This window comes from Sphingobacterium sp. UBA5789 (assembly GCF_002418355.1).
In the GTDB taxonomy this organism is placed as follows: domain Bacteria; phylum Bacteroidota; class Bacteroidia; order Sphingobacteriales; family Sphingobacteriaceae; genus Sphingobacterium.
In genome coordinates, this window is the sequence record NZ_DIDX01000007.1 from 360,603 (window position 1) to 382,198 (window position 21,596).

General features: G+C 36.9%; 28 protein-coding genes and 1 pseudogene. 3 read left to right on the forward strand and 26 right to left on the reverse strand.

All coding sequences use genetic code 11. From position 1 onward, the window contains the following. Positions 1 to 114: 114 nt before the first annotated feature. Both B4B65_RS18905 and B4B65_RS18910 read right to left on the reverse strand, forming a co-directional pair. A complete protein-coding gene (locus B4B65_RS18905; RefSeq protein ID WP_293917887.1) occupies positions 115 to 501 on the reverse strand; it encodes a hypothetical protein in 387 nt (128 codons plus the stop codon). 58 nt (positions 502 to 559) lie between these two features. Next, the gene (locus B4B65_RS18910) at positions 560 to 3,082 is read right to left on the reverse strand and encodes a phosphocholine-specific phospholipase C (protein WP_293917889.1); all 2,523 of its coding nucleotides are present in this window, start codon (positions 3,080 to 3,082) and stop codon (positions 560 to 562) included. A 145-nt stretch (positions 3,083 to 3,227) separates the two neighbouring features. Here B4B65_RS18910 and B4B65_RS18915 point away from each other — a divergent pair, with 145 nt between their 5' ends. Genes B4B65_RS18915 through B4B65_RS18925 form a run of 3 tightly spaced genes read left to right on the forward strand, consistent with a single transcriptional unit; the run spans position 3,228 to position 4,892 of the window. Then, the gene (locus B4B65_RS18915) at positions 3,228 to 3,887 is read left to right on the forward strand and encodes an HAD family hydrolase (protein ID WP_201678518.1); all 660 of its coding nucleotides are present in this window, start codon (positions 3,228 to 3,230) and stop codon (positions 3,885 to 3,887) included. A gap of 1 nt (position 3,888) precedes the next feature. Further along, on the forward strand, positions 3,889 to 4,647 hold the full coding sequence (locus B4B65_RS18920) for a sulfite exporter TauE/SafE family protein (RefSeq protein WP_293917892.1): 759 nt from the start codon (positions 3,889 to 3,891) through the stop codon (positions 4,645 to 4,647). Positions 4,648 to 4,688: 41 nt separating this feature from the next. Next, positions 4,689 to 4,892: a YqaE/Pmp3 family membrane protein gene (locus B4B65_RS18925; protein WP_201678516.1), complete on the forward strand. Its 204-nt coding sequence runs from the start codon at positions 4,689 to 4,691 to the stop codon at positions 4,890 to 4,892. Between the two features lie 139 nt (positions 4,893 to 5,031). On the opposite strand, the gene B4B65_RS18930 is transcribed toward B4B65_RS18925, so the two are convergent. From B4B65_RS18930 to B4B65_RS19035, 24 genes and pseudogenes are all read right to left on the reverse strand, one after another. Beyond that, positions 5,032 to 7,290 (reverse strand): DUF4954 family protein, encoded by a 2,259-nt coding sequence (locus B4B65_RS18930; RefSeq protein WP_293917894.1) that lies wholly within the window; start codon positions 7,288 to 7,290, stop codon positions 5,032 to 5,034. 16 nt (positions 7,291 to 7,306) lie between these two features. Continuing rightward, positions 7,307 to 9,145: a glutamine--fructose-6-phosphate transaminase (isomerizing) gene (gene glmS, locus B4B65_RS18935; protein ID WP_293917896.1), complete on the reverse strand. Its 1,839-nt coding sequence runs from the start codon at positions 9,143 to 9,145 to the stop codon at positions 7,307 to 7,309. Positions 9,146 to 9,402: 257 nt separating this feature from the next. Beyond that, complete coding sequence (locus tag B4B65_RS18940; protein WP_293917898.1) at positions 9,403 to 9,813, reverse strand: hypothetical protein; 411 nt, start codon at positions 9,811 to 9,813, stop codon at positions 9,403 to 9,405. 11 nt (positions 9,814 to 9,824) lie between these two features. Further along, positions 9,825 to 10,526 (reverse strand): hypothetical protein, encoded by a 702-nt coding sequence (locus B4B65_RS18945; protein ID WP_293917900.1) that lies wholly within the window; start codon positions 10,524 to 10,526, stop codon positions 9,825 to 9,827. 21 nt (positions 10,527 to 10,547) lie between these two features. Continuing rightward, positions 10,548 to 10,673: pseudogene (locus tag B4B65_RS18950) on the reverse strand (hypothetical protein); the annotation flags it as partial. Positions 10,674 to 10,851: 178 nt separating this feature from the next. Further along, positions 10,852 to 11,454, reverse strand: a complete 603-nt coding sequence (locus B4B65_RS18955) for a hypothetical protein (RefSeq protein WP_293917902.1) — start codon at positions 11,452 to 11,454, stop codon at positions 10,852 to 10,854. 249 nt (positions 11,455 to 11,703) lie between these two features. Then, a complete protein-coding gene (locus tag B4B65_RS18960) occupies positions 11,704 to 12,309 on the reverse strand; it encodes a hypothetical protein (RefSeq protein WP_293917904.1) in 606 nt (201 codons plus the stop codon). Positions 12,310 to 12,508: 199 nt separating this feature from the next. Continuing rightward, positions 12,509 to 13,114, reverse strand: a complete 606-nt coding sequence (locus tag B4B65_RS18965) for a hypothetical protein (RefSeq protein WP_293917905.1) — start codon at positions 13,112 to 13,114, stop codon at positions 12,509 to 12,511. Between the two features lie 96 nt (positions 13,115 to 13,210). Continuing rightward, on the reverse strand, positions 13,211 to 13,540 hold the full coding sequence (locus B4B65_RS18970; protein ID WP_293917907.1) for a hypothetical protein: 330 nt from the start codon (positions 13,538 to 13,540) through the stop codon (positions 13,211 to 13,213). Between the two features lie 32 nt (positions 13,541 to 13,572). Further along, positions 13,573 to 14,121 (reverse strand): hypothetical protein, encoded by a 549-nt coding sequence (locus tag B4B65_RS18975; protein WP_293917909.1) that lies wholly within the window; start codon positions 14,119 to 14,121, stop codon positions 13,573 to 13,575. Between the two features lie 288 nt (positions 14,122 to 14,409). Then, on the reverse strand, positions 14,410 to 14,604 hold the full coding sequence (locus tag B4B65_RS18980) for an RHS repeat-associated core domain-containing protein (protein ID WP_201681732.1): 195 nt from the start codon (positions 14,602 to 14,604) through the stop codon (positions 14,410 to 14,412). 187 nt (positions 14,605 to 14,791) lie between these two features. Continuing rightward, on the reverse strand, positions 14,792 to 15,220 hold the full coding sequence (locus B4B65_RS18985) for a hypothetical protein (protein WP_201678511.1): 429 nt from the start codon (positions 15,218 to 15,220) through the stop codon (positions 14,792 to 14,794). Continuing rightward, the gene (locus tag B4B65_RS18990) at positions 15,202 to 15,558 is read right to left on the reverse strand and encodes a polymorphic toxin type 24 domain-containing protein (RefSeq protein WP_293917911.1); all 357 of its coding nucleotides are present in this window, start codon (positions 15,556 to 15,558) and stop codon (positions 15,202 to 15,204) included. The genes B4B65_RS18985 and B4B65_RS18990 overlap by 19 nt, the downstream gene beginning before the upstream one ends. A gap of 37 nt (positions 15,559 to 15,595) precedes the next feature. Beyond that, complete coding sequence (locus B4B65_RS18995; protein ID WP_293917913.1) at positions 15,596 to 16,234, reverse strand: hypothetical protein; 639 nt, start codon at positions 16,232 to 16,234, stop codon at positions 15,596 to 15,598. Between the two features lie 137 nt (positions 16,235 to 16,371). Continuing rightward, positions 16,372 to 16,806 (reverse strand): zinc-dependent metalloprotease family protein, encoded by a 435-nt coding sequence (locus B4B65_RS21710; RefSeq protein ID WP_414712297.1) that lies wholly within the window; start codon positions 16,804 to 16,806, stop codon positions 16,372 to 16,374. A 194-nt stretch (positions 16,807 to 17,000) separates the two neighbouring features. Next, positions 17,001 to 17,192: a hypothetical protein gene (locus B4B65_RS19000; protein ID WP_236581915.1), complete on the reverse strand. Its 192-nt coding sequence runs from the start codon at positions 17,190 to 17,192 to the stop codon at positions 17,001 to 17,003. Between the two features lie 188 nt (positions 17,193 to 17,380). Then, positions 17,381 to 17,893, reverse strand: coding sequence for a hypothetical protein (locus tag B4B65_RS19005; RefSeq protein ID WP_201678507.1), 513 nt, complete (start codon positions 17,891 to 17,893; stop codon positions 17,381 to 17,383). A gap of 187 nt (positions 17,894 to 18,080) precedes the next feature. Next, positions 18,081 to 18,491: a DUF6896 domain-containing protein gene (locus B4B65_RS19010; protein ID WP_293917916.1), complete on the reverse strand. Its 411-nt coding sequence runs from the start codon at positions 18,489 to 18,491 to the stop codon at positions 18,081 to 18,083. Further along, on the reverse strand, positions 18,488 to 18,655 hold the full coding sequence (locus tag B4B65_RS21715; RefSeq protein ID WP_409590180.1) for a hypothetical protein: 168 nt from the start codon (positions 18,653 to 18,655) through the stop codon (positions 18,488 to 18,490). The genes B4B65_RS19010 and B4B65_RS21715 overlap by 4 nt, the downstream gene beginning before the upstream one ends. A gap of 118 nt (positions 18,656 to 18,773) precedes the next feature. Then, positions 18,774 to 19,307, reverse strand: a complete 534-nt coding sequence (locus tag B4B65_RS21655) for an RHS repeat-associated core domain-containing protein (protein WP_313271037.1) — start codon at positions 19,305 to 19,307, stop codon at positions 18,774 to 18,776. 248 nt (positions 19,308 to 19,555) lie between these two features. Next, positions 19,556 to 20,215: a hypothetical protein gene (locus B4B65_RS19020; RefSeq protein ID WP_293917918.1), complete on the reverse strand. Its 660-nt coding sequence runs from the start codon at positions 20,213 to 20,215 to the stop codon at positions 19,556 to 19,558. A gap of 55 nt (positions 20,216 to 20,270) precedes the next feature. After that, positions 20,271 to 20,444 carry a hypothetical protein gene (locus B4B65_RS19025; RefSeq protein ID WP_293917920.1) on the reverse strand — a complete coding sequence of 58 codons (174 nt, stop codon included), beginning with the start codon at positions 20,442 to 20,444 and terminating at the stop codon, positions 20,271 to 20,273. Next, positions 20,428 to 20,931 (reverse strand): hypothetical protein, encoded by a 504-nt coding sequence (locus B4B65_RS19030; protein WP_293917922.1) that lies wholly within the window; start codon positions 20,929 to 20,931, stop codon positions 20,428 to 20,430. Before B4B65_RS19030 ends, B4B65_RS19025 begins: the two co-directional genes overlap by 17 nt. Positions 20,932 to 20,984: 53 nt before the next feature. Further along, entirely contained in the window at positions 20,985 to 21,524 is a 540-nt protein-coding gene (locus B4B65_RS19035) for a hypothetical protein (RefSeq protein ID WP_293917924.1), read from the reverse strand. Positions 21,525 to 21,596: the final 72 nt, after the last annotated feature.

Here is a 21,596-nt window from a genome sequence, read left to right on the forward strand (position 1 = left end):
AGACTGCCTTATTGAAAGGTTATGTTGTAAATATAAAAATTTAACAATACAACTGACAACAGAAGATAACAAAATGAACAGGCTCTTATTTTGAAATAAGAGCCTGTCATCTATTTAATCATTTTTTGGATATCCTTCCTCATCGAGATCATCTCTCAGATCTTCATCTGTCCGGGAGAGTTCCTCATCTTTACGGGAGATCCTGAGATGATTTGCATCAGTCTCATGCATTCCTTCCTTTTCCCAGTCGTCTGCTTCCAGATCATCTTCATCCGCATATTCATCCCCGACAAAAGGATTCGAATCGTCATAGGTAGAATCATCATCTTCCGCTCCTTCTGCAAGTGTATCATAGTCTGCAGGATGATCATAATCCGGATCGTCATCATCCACATCCAGCTCGTAACTGTCCTTTTCTGTATTATAACTCAGGTTATTGGCCAGATTATCTTTTTCTTCATCTGCTTCACCTTGCTTATTGTTGTCTTCCTTATTGATCATAGTCTTATCTCCTTTCGTATAAAAGATAACAAAATGATTAGCCAAATAGTTTTTCAGATCAGGATAATAATGGATCCGTTACGGTTTCATTCCCGGATTCAATACGTCCGGCCATATGCCGTTCAAAGTTTTTATAATCAGGCAATGTGAGTTTCAGATCGTACCAGCTTCCGGATGAGGACAGATCCAGAGATACCTGAACTTCTGTCTTGCCGGCAATCTCCCGCTCTATATTTACATCCTTATAACTTTTGGATACCAGATGTATACGTAAAGGATTCTTTCCCTGATTTTCGATCAGCACGACAGCATTTCCTGTCACTGCTTTTGTCATACTCTTTTGTTCAGGAATTATCTTCACCAGCAATTGCGGATCTGATGATTCACCTGAAAATGCTCTGTAAAAGCCATTTGGCCCGTGTACACGTAATGCATATTTATTGTCTTCAAATGAAGTTACAGGCCATTGGTATTCCAGGCGGTCGTTGGCTTTAACGGCAAAATTCCAGTTTCGGCAGATTTCAGTCTGCTCTCCCTTAGACTGTATATATTTTCCGGGAGCATATACAGTAAGCGGAACACCCGCTGTACGTGCACCAAAAATAGTTGTAGAAACTTCCATATGCATAATAAACTGCCCGCCATCCACTTTACCAAATACATCATACTGATACGGAAGAGCTGCTGATCTTCGTTGTCCTTTCTCCTGAAGACGGTTAAATTTACTTATAGTATGTTTTTGCTGTACAGCTTTGATTTCCGCTTTTGTCAACTCTTCGAACCCTGAAGGATCCTCTTTAAACTGGGCATTATAGATATTTTCAATGTATTGGTTTCTGTTTAGAAACGGAAGCTGATCTTTCGCTGACTCGAAAGGCGTAAATGCAGATGTCAGGTCCCCACATATGGTTCTTCTCCATGCACTGATGTTATCCAGATGAATGGATTTATTATACTTTGCATTAATAAATTTTTCGAGGAACTGTAATGATGAGGTATGATCAAATACCTGAGAACAGACTTTACCGCCTCTGCTCCACGGGGAGACAATATACATCGGAACCCGAAATCCTAACCCTACAGGTGCTTCCCTGGCCTGCTTTTTAGGAATTCCCTGTTTCAATTCATTTTCCAGACGTACATGTTCAACTTCTGTATCTATCCCGGCAGAGCATTTACCGGTTTCAGGTTTATTATTATCCGGAATTGAAAAAGGTGGAATATGATCATAATATCCGTCATTCTCATCGTAAGTAATAATAAATATGGTTTTCTTCCAGACTTCCGGATTTTGGGTCAGAATATCCAGCACTTCAGATACATACCAGGCTCCGTACCAGGGTGCACTGGGATGATCCGAAAAATTTTGCGGGCCAGCCAGCCAGGAGACTGCCGGCAGTTTGCCGGCTTTAACATCTGCCCTGAATTGATGCAGGATATCTCCTTTTGGCACTTCTACCTCCCGCAGTTTTCCGCTTTCATTAAAGGTCAGCTTTTCTAATGAACGAAAGTCTGTATCTTCCTTATTCGTGACAAATGCACGCTGATTAAGAGATTTTTCAAATGCGCTCAGCTTGTTGTATTGCTCAGCACTATACATTTTCAATTCTTGTTCAGCTTTATTCAATGCCTCTTGCTTATTCCTGAGACTTTCTCTTATCCGTGCAGATTCTTCCGAAGAAGAAGGACTAGCCTCTTCCAGTTTACCGATTTCTCCCGGTAGCTTCTCTACTTGTTTCCTTAAATTATCCAGATAAGAATCCTTGAATTTGACATGATATGCTTCGAAAAATTCTAAAAGATTACAACCAAAATTAGATAACCAGGAGCGCTCCTTACCTGCAAAACCTCCTCCACAACTTGTTTCGTTCTGATAAAATTTCCATGCCACTTTATTTTCTTCCAATAACTCCGGAAATGTTTTCCATGTATGCTTTCCATAAGCGTAATCATCATTACGGATATTTACTTTTTGCAAACCATCGAGTTCCTGGGTAATCTTTCCGGTCCAGAAAAAAGAACGGTTTGGAGTGGTACTGGTCATACCTGAACAGAAATTCTGATCACAGACTGTAAATGCATCTGCAAGTGAATAATGAAAAGGAAGATCTTCGCGTGAATAATAACCCAGTGTCAGCGGCATATCTGCATATTTCTTATTCCCGGATCTTTTTGATGTCAACCACTGGTCATACTTACCGCCATTAAAAGCATCTACCTGACTGGCTCTTGAATGTGGCAGGGAGCCTATCCAGGTCACTTTGCTGCCCATAAGATTTAACCGGAATGGTGCATAGGTTTTCCCAAGGTGATCTGTCTGAAACCATACCGGATTCTGATCAGGAAGCGTTACCACCCGAGGGTCATTAAATCCCCTTACACCTGACAGACTTCCGAGTGTATGATCAAAAGATCGGTTTTCCTGCATTAGAATAACGACATGTTCCGCATCCAGATAGGTACTGCCGGGATCCGGATCAATCGCTAATGCTCTTTGAATAGATGCGGGCATAACGGTTGCAAGACCAGCTACTCCCGAGAAAAGGATGGACTTTCGGATAAATTCTCTTCTGCTTTCCATAGAAGGTAATAAGTTGATGTATTAAAAGGTAGGATAAATCTACATATATTTTAAAAGAACATAATGCAGGACTTTGTAATAGTTGTGTGACTGATTTTGACGTTTTTATCACAATGTGCTTTGCTAAAAATTCTATCTTTGCCCCATGAGTCAGTATGCCGTAATATTTGATATGGATGGTGTCATTTGTCACACAAATCCCTATCATGCTAAAGCCTTCGAGGCATTTTTTAATAAATATAATATCGAAAGCAGCGAACAGGAATTTCAGGATCATATGTATGGCAAGCACAACAGCTATATTATGAGCCATTTCTTTAAAAGACCTGTAGAGGGGGAAGAACTTCTGCGTCTTGAATTTGAAAAAGAAGATATGTTCAGACAGATTTATAAGTCTGAGATTACACCGATAAGCCGATTTCCTGAATTTCTGGATGAACTCAAACAGGAAGGTTTCAAAACGGCTGTAGCCACTTCGGCTCCTAAAGCCAATCTGGATCTTATCGTAGAAGGTTTGCAATTCGGCCCTAAGATGGAATCAATGCTTTCCAGTGAAAATGTCACAAAGCACAAGCCTGATCCACAGGTATATCTGTTAACGGCTGAAAGATTAGGAGTAGATCCATCACAATGTCTGGTGTTTGAGGATTCCTATTCCGGTATTTCAGCAGCTTTGAATGCAGGCATGAAAGTAGTAGGAGTATTGAGCTCACATACACGCGAACAGTTGCCACCTTGTGATGCATACATCTCTGATTATACCGAAATCACTGCGCAGAAGGTAAAAGAGTTGATCAATAGCTGATATGCAGGAAGCTTTTGATCTGGTGCACTCTCCCTATCATTGGGCATTGTACTTCTTTTGTGCAATGCTCATCGGAATGTCCAAGACAGGTGTACAGAATATTGGTACACTTGCTGTACCTCTGTTTGCTTTTCTGTTCGGAGCGCGCTATTCTACCGGAATTGTACTGATTTTACTCTGTATGGCCGATCTGATTGCAGTGATCTATTACCGAAAACAATTCCGGTGGTCGGAGATTAAAGGAATGTTGCCTGCTGCTTTTGTCGGGCTATTGGGCGGTTTATTTCTGGCCAATAATATGGATGACCAGTTATTCCGCATATTAATGGGAATATGTATCCTGAGTGGTGTAGGTATTATGATCTGGATCGAAAAGAGTAAATCGGTCTCGAATGTAGCTGAAAAGAGCTGGTACGCTCCGCTATTTGGATTTATTGCGGGATTTTCAACTATGATCGGAAATGCTGCAGGACCAGCTTTATCGGTATATCTGTTGTCCCGAAAATTACCTAAATATGCCTTTGTCGCTACAGGAGCATGGTTTATTATGATATTAAACTACACTAAGATTCCCTTGCAATTATTTGTATGGCACAATCTTTCCTGGGCAGGGATTATTCTCAATATGTTCGCTATTCCTTTTATTCTGTTAGGTGGCTATCTGGGAATCCGTATTATAAGGGTACTTCCGGAAAAACAATTCCGGGTACTGGTTATGGCTTTGGTAGCTGTTTCGGCCCTGCTGCTGATCATATTGTAAATTATACTTATATTTACCTATAATTAAAAAAACCTTATATTATGATTTTAATAGCCGTATTATTGCCCTGGCTTTCTTTTTTTCTGAGAGGGAAGATCTTTTCAGGTATATTATGCCTGATTCTGCAATGTACATTGATCGGTTGGCTACCTGCAGCAATCTGGGCTGTAGCTTCACGTGTAGATGGCAAAAATGAAGCGCGCATCCGTTCTATGCAACGCAATTTTAACAGATCAAACCGCTGATAGTGTTGATTTTTTCAGAGCATCTGAATCCTCACCCGGATTGGAACAGGTATCAGTAGCCAACCCGGATGAGAACCTCAAACCACTATTCCAGTAGTCCTGATTAAAGTTATCTTTTCTTCGAACCTACGTGTAGTCATCAGGATTTCAGCTGTGCGATCTTATCCGCAATACGCTGGTGGTAATAATTAAACTCGTCTTTTTGCTGCCTGATAAAACTATTGTTTTCCAAAGCTCCGACTACTTTATCCATTTCCTCTTTTGAATCATAAACCATCATCCTAAATGAATTCTGGTAGTCCTTAGCCCGTGTCTGATATATTTCATCGGTAATCCATTGCTTGATTTCCAATGCTTCTTCAAATAATGAAATCAGTTGCTCTTTTGTAATTGCAGCAACTTTCTGATGATTCAGTTCTGCCAGTGCCGACACTGCATGTATAGTTTTATCCTGTACATACTGGTCACTTTGCGCAAAATAATAGTCATGGACTTCGTCCCAGGAATTAAGTTGATCCGTTTTGAGCTGATGAATCAGCTCCTTGTATCTCGATACCGGAATTAACTGACCTCCGATATTCACCCAGTTTTCTCTTTCCCATGATACGTCCTGCAGAAGTAACTCAAGTGCAGACTCCATCTGATCACTGTAAGCAGCCAATGCCGATGCACTGTAATAGCGGATCAGTTTTTTGAACAGATTATATCCCTGTCTTACTTTCATAAGCTGAACCTTTCGTTTGGAATTTTCAAAATGATCCAGCAGAATATCCAGATGACTGATATCTTCATCTGACTCTAAAATTTCTGTTCCCCGCAGTATCGCTTCCTGATCTGTTAGTATTTCAGTGGAATAATAAGCCTTTGCTACTGCTACTTTCATGATCTGCAATGATTCGAAAAGTTCATTGACCGTGTCAGGTGCCAGAATATCATATTCATAATATTGCTTCTTTTCTGATCGTTTATCTCTGGCTTCGTATTTACTTGGATTGCGCGCTAAGGCATACATATTATGCAAAAACCAGTAGCCGGGTACAATAATAAGCCGGTCTTCTGTCGTATGGTTACTCACCAGAGAGAACGGGATACGGATATCCATTTCGTACAGAAAGTCTCCCTTTACAATCAGGGTATAAGATGCAAAACGGGAGTTGTGTTTAAGACTCACGCACAGTCCGGGCCAGAATCCTCTTCCGGCTACAATCTCTCCGTCGGGTGAACGGGAATTATGATTGGAACCTACTGTGGCACCGGCTGCCATATTACTTTGTCCCATAATCAGGGATGCGCAGAGGAATGAATTGTTGTGATGCTGTTCATGAGCCGGAAAGATCAGGGAATTCAGCACTTCACAACAGGAAATTGTGGAATTCTCACCTAAAAAAGAATTAATCAGTCGCGCACCGTATTTTAACTGGGAATGAGCAGCAAGAATAAACCGTACAGCTTTGACACCATAGAAGATCCTGCAGCCTTCTCCGATAATCCCGTTGACCAGCTCACAGCCCTCTCCGATCTGTGTAGGCGCAGTCTCGGAAGAATGAATGGTGACATTTTTTAATTTATTGACTCCTTTGATGTACGCTTGTCCGCCAATTCTGACGTCTTTTATTACCTGACAATTTTTGATAACTGTGCCGGTATCGATCGTACTGTATGTCCCTCTTTTGGGAGTATGACGTGCATTGGTCATTTGTTCCAATTTGGACTGAAAGACCTCATCATCCCGATGGCGTGTCCACAAATAAGCATCACTCAACAGCATTCCGTCAAACGGCCATACTTTACGCCCGCCGTTTTCATTGCGAAGCTCTAATGCGACGCGTACATCAGGAGACTCCCCGGTACGCAAAATACCATTTCCAAACTTTGCTTTTGAACTGGTCTGCATTTCATCGATATTGGAAAGGATGACCTCATCTGCAATAATAAAATAAGACATATAGGACACTTCATGAATGGCTACATGATTACCAATATCACAACTGACTATGGTCGAATGATAGATTCCTGTTGGCAGTCGCAATTCCCGGTAATCCAGATAGATCGCCTCCATATCTCCGATACGATTCAGGCCGTAGAATCTACACCCGCGAATCTGTTCGGGAATAAAATGATCTGTGATCAGGATATTAGACCAGTTATCAGTGGTATTACCATTGCTGCGTAGGATTTGGATCTGCTCTTGTGTCAGATGATGAAACCGGTCACTGCGTGGTAATTGTTCATAACGTAATTCATACTCGTCCTGTCCGGGTGCCAGATATTCGGCTTTTATAAATTGTTGTCCCAGGTTGGAAAGCTGACCTTTTTGTATTTTATTCATATAGAAGGAAAAATAAAAATCAACAAAAGCGTCCAGAATACTCATCCGGACACTTTCGCTTCTATTCACAGGGTAGTTATAGTCGTTATTCTACAGTTACTGATTTAGCAAGATTTCTGGGCTTATCTACATCCAGACCTTTTAGCACTCCCAGATAGTAGGAAAGCAGCTGCAAGGGGATTACGGACAGTATTGGTGCAATAATCTCATCTGCCTCCGGCACAATCATGACCTCTTCCGATAATGTTGGTGAGATCACATCTCCTTCGGTAATGACAGAAAATACTCTTCCTTTACGTGCACGGATCTCCTGCATATTACTGACGATCTTTTCGTGATAAGCATCTTTAGTAGCTACAAATACAACTGGAAGATGCTCGTCTACCAATGCAATTGGTCCATGTTTCATTTCCGCTGCCGGATACCCTTCCGCATGCAGATAGGTGATTTCCTTTAGTTTTAAGGCTCCTTCGAGTGCTATAGGAAAATTGTATCCTCTTCCCAGGTACAAAAAGCCTTTAGCTGAAGTGAGTTTTTCGGCAAGACGCTCTATATCGGTATGGTTTTTCAGGACATCACTGACTTTCTGCGGTACAGCATTCAGTTCTATAAGCAGCTTCGCAAACCGCTCATCTGTGATCGTCCCTTTTATTTTAGCAATTTTGAGTGCCATCATGGTGAGCACAGTAAGCTGAGCTGTAAAAGCTTTTGTACTGGCTACACCGATCTCCGGACCGGCATGGGTATACGCTCCTGCATGTGATGCTCTTGCGATTGAAGATCCTACTACATTGACTACACCCAGGATAATCGCTCCTTTGGATTTCGCTGTCTCGATGGCGACCAGCGTATCGGCGGTCTCTCCACTTTGGGAAATAGCGATAATAACATCTCCCGGATTGATAATGGGATTGTGGTATCTGAATTCTGAAGCATATTCGACTTCAACATTTATACGGCAGAGTTCTTCGATAATATATTCAGCAACCAATCCGGCATGCCAACTGGTACCACAGGCTAATATGATAATACGGGGAGCCCGGATCAGTGCCTCTGCCTGTTCCTCGATCCCTTTCATATGAATATCCATCTGTACCAGATCCAGGCGCCCTCTCAGGCAATCATAGATCGTTTGTGGCTGCTCAAAGATTTCTTTGATCATGAAATGTTCGAATCCACCTTTTTCTATAGCCGAAAGTTCCAGATCAAGCTTTTGCACATATGGCGTGATCCGCTCGTTGCCCAGATTTTTGAGAATCAGTTCGTCCGGTCTTACAATGGCAAGTTCATAGTCGTTGATATAAACCACTTCTTTGGTGTACTCCAGCATCGGAGAAGCATCTGAAGCCAGATAATGTGCGTCTTTGCCAATACCAATAACCAGAGGACTTCCCTTGCGGGCAGCAATAATGGTATTGGGATCATCCTCATCGATGACGAGAATAACATATGCCCCTACTACTCTTTTCAGTGCAATACGGATAGCTTCTTCCAAAGAACATTCATTATTGATCCGGATATCTTCGATAAAATTGAGCAATACTTCTGAATCGGTATCACTATGAAATTCATAGCCTTTTTTGATCAGTTCAGATTTGATCTGTGCATAATTCTCAATAATTCCGTTATGCACCAAAGCCAGTTTTCCTGAAGAAGACACATGTGGATGCGAGTTGCGGTCTGACGGCTCACCGTGGGTTGCCCAACGGGTATGTCCTATTCCGATCGTGCCACTGATATCTTTACCAAGTGCCTCTTCTTCGAGTTCGGCTACTTTTCCTTTTTTCTTATACACCCCCAGCTTTGTTTGCTGGTGAAGTGCAATTCCTGCGCTGTCATAACCTCGGTATTCCAGTCGCTTCAGCCCTTTAATAATAATGGGGTAGGCATGCTGATCGCCTACGTATCCTACAATTCCACACATAAATTGATTAATATTCTCATAAAGTCTGCCCAAAAATATAAAATTAGCGCAATCGATTGCTTAACATTAACAACTTTAATAAACTTTTAACGGATTACTTCAAATTAAGCCGGTTTTTGGGGACGGAAATGTGTAACAAGGAGGGCATTCATAAATGGAAAATCGAATCCATTGAGTGATTTCATCAAGATATCAAATGCTGAATATCAATTTTAACATTCTACTAAGTATGATAATAGGAAATCTTGCTTAATACTTTATCTATATTGACCCCAATTTATCTGAAATTTTAAGTAAAATGCAAATACAACAAACATAATGACAAACAATACTAAACCAAATACTGCCCAGCTACCCTTTTTATTTATTTCTTTAGGTAATGATTCAAATTCTTTAGTGTAAACTTTCCAAACATCATTATGAATAAAGGTGAAATAATTAAATATGACCACAATTAAACCAATAAATATAAAATCACTCTTTTTAAGGTAAAAATATCTATTGATAAAAATATTATAATACACAATAGTTCCTATCAGAAGCCATATTTCAAGTACAATAATAATAATCCCCGCTTTCCAATCACTTAACCACCGTGAGGGAGCGGATTCAGACATTTTATAAAACTTGTAGAATAGATAATAATATGCTCTTTTCATTCTGTTCATTTACTTCAATTTTATTTCGAACCCAAAGGTACAAGCCTAATATAATATGGGCCATCATTTGAGATCCTATCTAATTGAAACTGTATTTTATTTTGTTCGTAAAAAAAACCTGAATCGACACCATTTCCCCATCCCCCAGGAAAAAAATTATCAATTAAACCATAAGCTATGCCTTCAGGAGGATTGATATACATACTATAAGCCGTTACTCCTAAATTCAGAACGGCCTTATCAGGATGTACTGCATTTTCTGACGTAGGTTTTTCGGTATATTCATAAACTCCATATGCATCTGCTATTATTCCCAATCCAGTTCCTAAATTACCTAATCCCTTACCAACTTTCCCTATATTAAAGGACCTAGTGTATTGATTTCCCGACCAAGCATTGCGATAGTAATTAGGGCTAATACCTCTTTTAGTGGTAGACAACCTGAAAGAGCCTGGTGTATTCTCAATAGTTGTTGCAGCTAAACCAGCACCAAAAAGCCATTTATCAAAATTTGACTTATTGTAATTAAGATCATGTGTAAAACGGCCCCAATCAAATCCACTTCGCCATTTTTCAGGAGGATCTTGTTCATCCTGATCCAAATATTCATTTTTCAATTGGCTGAACATAGCTACAGCATCTTCTTTGGTATACTTGAATCCTCCTTCGATTTCCTCAACAGCCATCCCATCGGGATCAATAAACCTGATCGGATTGTTCATCGTATAATTATAAGTGGACCACAGTCTGTACTGGTCCGCCATCGGATCCACGACATTCCATCTTCCAATCACAGGATCGTAGAATCTGGCTCCATAGTCTAACTGGCCGCCTAACTCTACCTGTTTCTCTTTGCCAACACTTGTCAGCCCACTGGCTGATAAAGATACTTATTATTTCCATATACAGGATTTGGTGATTTCTGTAAACCAAACGGATAGTAGTCATCTCTTTGCAGTACCTCTACAGCATTTGTACTCGGGTTCCGGTAGATGGTAGCTCTGATAACTTGTACACGAGCGATACGCTCGCGCCAACGGGGGGAATTTATTCAATCAATTTCCCGTCTTTTGAAAAACGGGATTTCTTACCGTATAACCAAACATATCTCCCGTCATTAAAAGGAAAATACTTTGGTATCTTCCCCGTTTTTATACACTCATCAAACCATTTTTTATATTCCGAAAAAACCAATTTAACTTTCTGAGGACAATCGTTTATCTCCACATTCTCTATATTATCATACAGTACTGGAGCAGGTGAATAATAGTCAGTATACGTTCCGTAAGCAATACGATTAACAAAATACAAAGAACTTATTTCTAGTGTATAATATTTTGATTTTGGTGAAAACCTTATAGCCCTGGCATCGTTAGCGTAATAAACAGGAAATCCCATTCCAGGGTGTCTTATTGTATCTCCTTCAAATTTTAATAAGCCTTTGATCAACTCCAGTTTTTCCAAATCCGTCAGATTATTCTTGAAACCGTCAATTGCATTAAAAAACACTGTATCAATACCTTTCTTATACCATATGCTAAGATATGCTTTATTATCTTGCATAATCATTTTTTCCACATGAGGTTGTCCCATACAGTAACTATTAATAAGCATAAGGGCAGTAATTAAATACAATATTCTATCTTTCATACCCGATCGCATCTATTATTTTCTGTTGAATTCACAATTATATTTCCATCCATACCCTTTACTAATTTCGCACTATAACCTATTACTTTGATCGGATTATTCGAAGCATATTGATAAGGACTTATTGCGTCATACACTTCAGCATATTATATTTATCCTTCACATTATAACATCTAATCATAAAATTATCGGATAAGAGGCGGATAGCTGTTATCTGACACTGTCATCGAATTTATTATTAATACGAATTTATTCGATCAAATTCCCATCTTTTGAAAAACGGGACTTCTTACCGTATAACCAAACATACCTGCCGTCATTAAAAGGAAAATACTTTGGTATCTTCCCCATTTTTATACACTCATCAAACCATTTTTTATATTCCGAAAAAACCAATTTAACTTTCTGGGGACAATCGTTTATCTCCACTTTCTCTATATTATCATACAGTACTGGAGCAGGTGAATAATAGTCAGTATATGTCCCGTAAGCAATACGATTAACAAAATAAAGAGCATCAATCTCTATTGTAAAATATTTGGACTTTGGAGAAAATCTAATATTATTTCTGGCATTATCTCCAAAATATAAAGGATGAACCATTCCAGGGTGTATTGTTGTATCTCCTTCAAATTTTAATAAACATTTAATCAACTCCAATTTCTCCAAATCCGTCAGATTATTCTTGAAACCTTCAATTGCATTAAAAAATACTGTATCGATGTCTTTCTTATACGATATGCTAAGGTATGCCTTATTATCTTTCTTAATAATTTTTTCCACATAGGGTTGTCCTATACAATAGCTATTAATAAGCATTAGGGCAATAATTAAATATAATATTCTATCTTTCATACCAGATCGCATCTATTAATTCCTGTTGAATTCACAATTATATTTTCATCCTTACACTTTACTAATTCGCACTTTAATCTATTATTTTGATCGGATTATTCGAAGCATATTATATTTATCCTCCACATTATACAATTATCAGATAAGAGGCGGATAGCTGTTATCTGACACTGTCATCGAATTTATTATTAATACGAATTTATTCGATCAAATTCCCATCTTTTGAAAAACGGGATTTCTTACCGTATAACCAAACATACCTCCCGTCATTAAAAGGAAAATACTTTGGTATTTCCCCCGTTTTTATACACTCATCAAACCATTTTTTATATTCCGAAAAAACCAATTTAACTTTCTGAGGACAATCGTTTATCTCCACATTCTCTACATTATCATACAGTACTGGAGCAGGTGAATAATAGTCAGTATACGTTCCGTAAGCAATCCTATCAATATAATAAAGAGCATTAATCTCAATTGTAAAATATTTGGACTTTGGCGAAAATCTAATATTATTTCTGGCATTATTTCCAAAATATAAAGGATGAACCATTCCAGGATGTATTGTTGTATCTCCTTCAAATTTTAATAAACATTTAATCATCTCCAGTTTTTCCAAATCCGTCAGATTATTCACATATCCCTGTGTTGCACTAAAAATTACTGAATCTACATCCTTATTATATGATACTGTAAGATATGCTTTATTATCATGCATAATGATTTTTTCCACATAAGGCTGTCCTATAGAGTAGCTATTAATAAGCATAAGGGCCGTAATTAAATATAATATTCTATCTACCATACCAGATCGCATCTATGATGAAACTAACCATTTTTCATAAAAATCATATATTTTTTGAACAAGTTTTCATTTAAAATGACCTTTTCTTTAGTATGCTTATAATATGGGACGAATTGAAGGATAACCATTTATAAGCATCATTGAAAAAGAAGATAGAGCTTCTATTTGAACTTCCAATCCACGGGTTATTTGTTCCCCTACAGAAGGTCGAAATTTATAAAACTTATTACTTGTTTTAATATCGCCTACAAACGTTAAGTATTCAGCTAAAATAGATATCTTGTCTTCCAAAGAATAATTTTGAAATAATTCCCTATCATCAGTAATATTAATGAATCCATTAATTGAATCAACACGAATATCCCCTCCTGTTCTAATAACATAAATTTGATCCTGAGAATTTTTTGAAAAAATCTTAAATATCATCTCTGCTCAGAAATGTAATGAACTAAACCATCTTATAAATCTTTTTTTATTAAAATTTCAATATTATCTACATCATCTTCTCCAAGCCACATGTAATCAGAACCTTTCAAAGGCCAAGTTATATTTGAAAATCCGTTTCTCTTCATCTCTTTAAACCATTTCTTATATAATTTATAAACAGCGTCTATGTCTTTTCTCTCAAAATTACAATCTTCTCCTGTACGCCTATTTAGTATTACAGGAGATATAGCTACATTTTCATCAAATAGGTAACTTGTCAGTGAATACAATGCCTCAATTTCGAGAGGAAATTTAATTTTCTCCCTTGATATTTTAAGCCTATTTTGGATTCTCCCATATGCTTGAGAATACATCCTGATACTAAGCTTATCGTTCTGATAAAAACATAGATATTCTTCTAATAATTTTATCTTTTCAGATTTTTTTAGATTGCTTTTTCTCATACGTACCCTATCATTTTCAAAAAAAAATTCTTCTGATTTATAAGGGAATGAAGCATTTATGTAATATTGGCTTTGTCCGTTTTTCTCTGTTTCGGAAACAAGAGAAAGGTACTTCATATCGCTACAATTGATTGAATGTATAGAGCAACGCATTTGTAAAGCAGAAAATAATATTCCCAATGCAATCATCAAGTAAAATTTAATTATTTTGCGTCTCATTGTTTTTGAAGTAAGATTTTTTTGCAGATGTAGAACCTTTTTGAGCAATCAATCTACGACTAAGTGCCAAAGTAACCTGAGATGAAGACGTATATCCAGAACCCGCTTTCTATACTTTACCTGTAATATTGATAGTATATTTTGAATAATGTCATTTCCTTTTTGAATAGGATTAGAGGATGTAATTCAAATACTATCTCCATTAATATCAATATTTTTTATGAGGCCTAGTCCTGCATAAGAATAAGGAGAAATATCAAAATATTTCTCAACAAATCTATCCGCCGCATTCCATCTTCCAATCACAGGATCATAGAATCTGGTTCTATAGTCCAGTTCGCCGCCTAGCTCCTCCAGCTTCTCTTTCCCAACACTTGTCAGCCCACTGGCTGATAAAGATACTTACTATTTCTATATATCGGATTTGGAAATTTCTGCAAGCCAAACGAATAGTTATCATCTCTTTGTAGTACCTCCACTGCATTTGTACTCGTGTTCCGGTAGATGGTAGCTCTGATACTTGTACACGAGCGATACGCTCGTGCCAGCGGGTGGCCCAACGGAGGTTCTAAAGTTCAACTATCAACTCTACTGCAAACACATTTAACTGTATTCCACTATAAAAATTTATATAGTAAAACGATCGCCCAAAGCTATCAAACTCAGTTAGACCATTACTATTTTCAAACCGACCTCGATATAACAGGTCAATTGTCTTAAAATCATTAAGCACACCTTCATCAACAACAAATGAACAAGTCTGCATTACAGAATCAGTAAACACTAAATCAACTAGCTCATGACTGGACTCAGTTTTCATATTGACACGCTTAAAAGTAAGACGACATTCTTTATCTTCTACTTTGTACTCTAATCTAACGCATTCATAGTCATTATGCAGATCCAAATAAGTATCACCCAAGTCCACCTCTGCAATGTTTCTAAATAATTCAGATTGAGGCAAACTGATCTTTCTCTTTACTGTTTCTCTAGCCATTTTCTTACTGCTCTAATTTCTTGTTGGGTCATTGAAACGGTTTCCTTACTCGCTCTAATTATACTCTTCACCTCTCCATTGACCATATTCTTATTATAAACTTGTTTATGTGGTATCTCTATTCCTGCGTGCGCTCTGCCCTTTAGATCAAATCTTATTTGCTGTTTTGGCGTTGACAACGTAACAGAATTACGCCTGCCTATTAATGTTCCTGAGATTTTTTCTGCTTGCGTAACCAAAGATGGCTTAGCAGCAACTTTAGACACATCTTGAACAACATGAGCAACATTGGAACTCTTTGACAAACTTTTAACAATATCTGCCGCAGATGATGTCACTCCTGGCGTCTTAGTTAAAGCGCACCTTTATTCTCTATTAATTTACCTTAACCAATGATTCATCGTTAATAAAAATTACTGGAGAAAAGCTTTTAGTTTCTAACAGATAATAATATTCATAGAATTCAGCTCTATTTTCAAGCTTTTTCAGTCTAGTCATATTATACCTCTCCATATAGGTTGAACCAGAATACTTAAAAGGTACAATAACTTTACCCCAAATACCGTCTATAAATGTAATACTTAACTCTTTATTTGAGTCTTTAACCTTAAAAAAAACACTTTGCTGATTCAAATAATCTTCAAAAGAATTATTCACACAGTCTTCCCATTCCAATTGTAATGGAGAATTTAACGCTTTCCGCAAAAATGTGTTTATTTCAACAGATTTAATTTCTTCCATAAAAGAAGTCGGAATAAATAAGTCATTGTGTACCGGTTGACATTCTCGCTGATAAACCGAAAAAAAACTTTCGTCTTTAAATTTTTTCAATGGAACAAACGTAAATTTACGAGGGATATCGGATCCCTTTCTTATCGTTTCTTGTTGCCCTTCAATAATTAAGTAACCTTGCACTCTTACCTTTTCTACGGCAAAAGAAGACTCTTTTTGTTGTCCTGTCACTGTTAAGGGAATTGAGCAGATAAATAAATAGAATATAAATAAATTTTTCATATCATTTTTCTTTATAAATTGCTCCTGGGGTACCCAGATCTTTATGTTGGATAATACGCTTTACCTCTTTTGGCGATAAATACATAGACTCTAATGATTTAGGATTACTTACTCTATCCATTATCGTCCGAATACCATTACCGTTTAGAGGGATAACTATAATTGTATACTCCTGTACCACCCGCTCCAATAGTATTAGACCCTCTTCCTATTTCATTCATATTCATTTGATTCATTATACTACCTGGATCCCCATGACTTGCTCCTAAGTTATGTCCTTTCTCATGAACAAAAGTCCCTGCGATTAGTTTATTTCGATCCCCTACGGGATTACTGCATAAGGTACTTTCAATCATCTCTTTATTTATCTTAATTGTGGTTCCTGTTGCATTTCCGAAATCCCCTTTTCTCGACTGCCCATTACTAATTATATTTCCATATTGACGTTCTATCCCATCAATTTCAATTCTATCTTTATAAGCAATATCATAAGTACTTCCAATATCTTCGGCACCAATTTCGCTCGCTTTAAGTTCAATAACAGTGTAATATGAGTTACCATCTTTATCTATAAAACTATGAGCCTTTCCCCATTATTATATTGGGCTACAGCTGCATTTAATCCTTTGATCTGATCTTCATCTAAATCATAATAGTAATAGTTTGCTTTTACTCTAAATGGATCATCTTTAGTACCAGACCCTGTCACAATTCCATCTTTACCATTAGGATCTATAACTTTAATAGGATTATTAAAACCATAAGATTAGGGAGAATGTGCATCATACAAACTTGCATGAGGATTTACCACATTCCATCTTCCAATTACCGGATCATCCGCCAATAGGCGGACAGGTGTCATCTGGCTCCATAGTCCAGTTGGCCACCTGACTCCTCCTGCTTCTCTTTGCCAACACTTGTCAGCCCACTGGCTGATAAAGATACTTATTATTTCCATATACAGGATTTGGTGATTTCTGCAAGCCAAACGGATAGTAATCATCTCTTTGCAGTACTTCCACTGTATTTATTTGTAGTCGGATTCCGGTAGATGGTAGCTCTGATAACTTGTACACGAGCCATACGCTCGCACCAGCGGGGGGCCAACGGAGGGGGGGAATTTAAAATCTAATTTTAGAGAGTCAGTTATTTGTTGATATCCTTAGGACCCATATTTTTATATTCTTCCTCTATTTTCTCCAGATAAAAAGAGGATTTCGGGGGTATAGTGTCATCCCCAAAAGCTTCATGAATACTATATTTTGCGTTATCATATCCCAATTCATATGCCTTAAGGAGGTAAAATTTAGAAAAATATTCGGTAAGACGATCATTACTATACATCTTTATACCATTTATAGTTATTGAGGTATTTAAGATGATATATAGATTTTCGTAAGCTTCAGGACATTGGTATTTATTTGCCATTATTAATGAATAATAATAAAGCTCATAGTTTTTTATTTGCTCAAAAAACTCTGTAGCTAACACATGATAGGCCTCAAAATCACCTTCATTAATTGCTCTTCGGCATAAAGAATCCAATGTTTTTTTGGGCAACATCTCTTGTTTAGGAGAATCAATTATCACACGATCCTGATTCCTATTGTTGCAACTATAGAATAGCCATATAAATAAACTGTATATTAATATTTTCATTAAAGCTTTTCTTTAGGTAAATTTCTTACTACTCCCGGTGCATTATAAATCGTTGAACGCTTAAACTTTAAATCACCATCTCTAAATTTTAAAAATCAGACATCTTCCTTTAGACTTTCTATTTATTTTAACAAAAACAACCTCTCCGAAATAGATAATAATGGTTAAAACATTTTTTCCACTTAATTCAACTATCTAAAAATCTTACATCTTTTATTTGAAATATAGGGAACATCACCCCGTTCAAATCTAAGAAAAAAAGTTTTTTCTTTTCAACTAATGTCATTAGCGAATGATGGACATCATCCAAATTATAATCTTGAGTTTTCCATTTAGGATTTGTCTCCATAAACTCAAATAATTTCCAGCTTGAGAATTTAATAGGGTAATCATTTGTTGGCAAGTAATCATATTCACAAATTACACCTTCTTTTTCAAGACGACAACCTGCTCCATGATAATGATATTTATATAACCCAAGTTCTCCTTTTTTTTTATTAATAAAGCTTGATTCTTCTATTCCTTTTATATCAATTAAATTTTTATACCCTTGTATAAATTCATAATAATCAATAATAATTTCTTCTATTCTCATCATTTAAATAGTCCTTTCTGTATATCTTGAACAACACTTTTAAATTTATCAAGAGCCTGTATTGTATTCAACTCTATAACATTAATAGTTTGATTATTTTGTATTGCAGCTTTAATTCTATGATGTCCATCTAAGATGTATGTTTTTCCTATATATAGGTTCTGCAAAAATATAGGGATCCTTATCTGCCATTTTCTTCGCTGTAGACGCTACTTTTTCAGCAGCCTACACACCTTCTTCAGTAGCAATCAAGGTCTTCAACTTGGTTGGATTGTATTTCAGAATTTATAACGCACCACCTCCGGAAATAAGCTCTAATCCTCCAGTCACGCCTATAGGAGCTATGCCTAAAATTTTCCCATCTGCCCCGACTCTATAGTTTATTCCGGTTTTAGTATCCTTCCATTTCCTGGCCTCTATTTTATTCCAAAATATACTAAATACATTACTTGATGGTTCTAACACATGTTTCCCTTTTTTTAAATCAAAAGGTGTTTGAGGGTCCTGCACTGTCTGTCCTTGCCCATCAGAAAAACTTCCATCTCCTTGATTAGTCCATGTCGACTCATTTTGAGATTTATTCCAAATATCATCTAAAAAAGATTGTGATAACATTCCATCAGGATCAATAAACCGAATTGGATTATTGTTACCATATACATAAGATGAAAAACTACGCATTTTTTCCGCCAACGGATCCACCACATTCCATCTTCCAATCACAGGGTCATAGAATCTGGCTCCATAGTCCAGTTGGCCACCTAACTCCTCCTGCTTCTCTTTGCCAACACTTGTCAGCCCACTGGCTGATAAAGACACTTATTATTTCCATATACCGGATTTGGTGATTTCTGTAAACCAAACGGATAGTAATCATCTCTTTGCAGTACCTCCACTGCATTTGTACTCGTGTTCCGGTAGATGGTAGCTCTGATACTTGTACACGAGCGATACGCTCGTGTCAGCGGAGTAGACAGAAATACCAAAAAACAGTAGAAAAATAATATACCTCATAGCTTTATTTCTATTTCATTTTTAACAGTTCTTTTAAAACCTCAAAATTTATTCTAGAAATTGTGCATTTTAAAACTATCTTCAAAAAAACTTACAGTAGATGGGTCTTCTAAATTTTCACTTCCTCCCCAGATAACATCGCCATTATTAAACTGAAAGATATCATATAAGGACATCTTTTCACCTTGCTCCTTTTTACGTATCCAGGCCCTATATACAGTGGCCATTTTTTTTATACTCTTAACATCATTATAAGCAATATGAACTTCCTGTTTTTTATTGTATAAAACAGGATAGGTAGACATAAAACAGGTATGATCCCCAAATATCATCCAGTTGATTAGAAACATTGCCTCTACTGCAATGCTGTATCTTTTTTCTGTTGAAAAACGATCTGCAGTTCTAGGAATTCCTACTCTCGGAAAAACAGCTTTTAAAGCCTTACTGCAAAGGGAATAATCATCAAAATACTTACTTAGCTTCTTTAATATTCTGACCCTGTCCTTTAAATCAAAATTTCGAAGAAAATAGAACCAACTTTCATAATCCCCAGGTTTTGTCTCATAACTCTTTCCGTCTTTGATTACTTTCATATGGAGCAGATAACCATCATAATCCAGATGGCTCTTCTCCTTGGTAACAAATATTTTGAGTTTCTGAGCATAGGAATGGACAGAAATACCAAAAAGCAGTAGAAAAATAATATATCTCATGGCTTTATTTCTATTTCATTTTTAACGAATTCATGTAAAACCTAAAAAACTTACACTAAAAACTATCCATTTTAAAACTGTCTTCAAAAAAGGTTTTTGTAGATTCCATTTCTAATTTCCCACTTCCTCCCCAGATAACATCTTCATTATTAAATTGAAACATATCATATAAGGACATCTTTTCACCCTGTTCCTTTTTACGTATCCAGGCCCTATATACAGCAGCCATTTTTTTTTATACTCTTTACATCATTATAAGCAATATGAACTTTCTGTTTTTTATTGTATAAAATAGGATAGGTAGACATAAAACAGGCATGATCCCCAAATATCATCCAGTTGATTAGAAACATTGCCTGTACTGCAATGCTGTATCTTTTTTCTGTTGAAATGCGATCTGCAGTTCTCGGAATTCCTATTATTGGGAATACAGCTTTTACAGCTTTACTGCAAAGGGAATAATCATCAAAATACTTACTTAGCTTCTTTAATATTCTGACCCTGTCCTTTAAATCAAAATTTCGAAGAAAATAGAACCAACTTTCATAATCCCCAGGTTTTGTCTCATAACTCTTTCCGTCTTTGATTACTTTCATATGGAGCAGATAACCATCATAATCCAGATGGCTCTTCTCCTTGGTAACAAATATTTTGAGTTTCTGAGCATAGGAATGGACAGAAATACCAAAAAGCAGTAGAAAAATAATATATCTCATAGCTTTATTTCTATTTCATTTTAACGAATTCAAGTAAAACCTCAAAACTTATTCTAAAAACTATCCATTTTAAAACTGTCTTCAAAGAACCTTACAGTAGATGGGTCTTCTAAATTTTGACTTCCTCCCCAGATAATATCGCCATTGTTAAATTGAAATATATCATATAAGGACATCTTTTCACCTTGCTCTTTTTTAAGGATCCAGTTCCTATATACAGTGGCCATTTTTTTTATGCTCTTTACATCATTATAAGCAATATGAACTTCCTGTTTTTTATTGTATAAAATAGGATAGGTAGACATAAAACAGGCATGATCCCCAAATATCATCCAGTTGATTAGAAACATTGCCTCAACAGCAATGCTGTATTTTTTTTCTGTTGAAAAACGGTCTGCAGTTCTCGGAATTCCTACTCCCGGAAATACGGGCTCCACGGCTTTACTGCAAAGAGAATAATCATCAAAATACTTACTTAGCTTTTTTAATATTCTGACCCTGTCCTTTAAATCAAAGTTATTAAGGAAATAAACCCAACTATAGTAATCTCCAGGCTTTGTCTCATAACTCTTTCCATCTTTGATCACTTTCATACGGAGCAGATAACCATCATAATCCATCTTTTTTTTCTCCTTTGTAACAAAGATTTTGAGCTGAGCATAGGA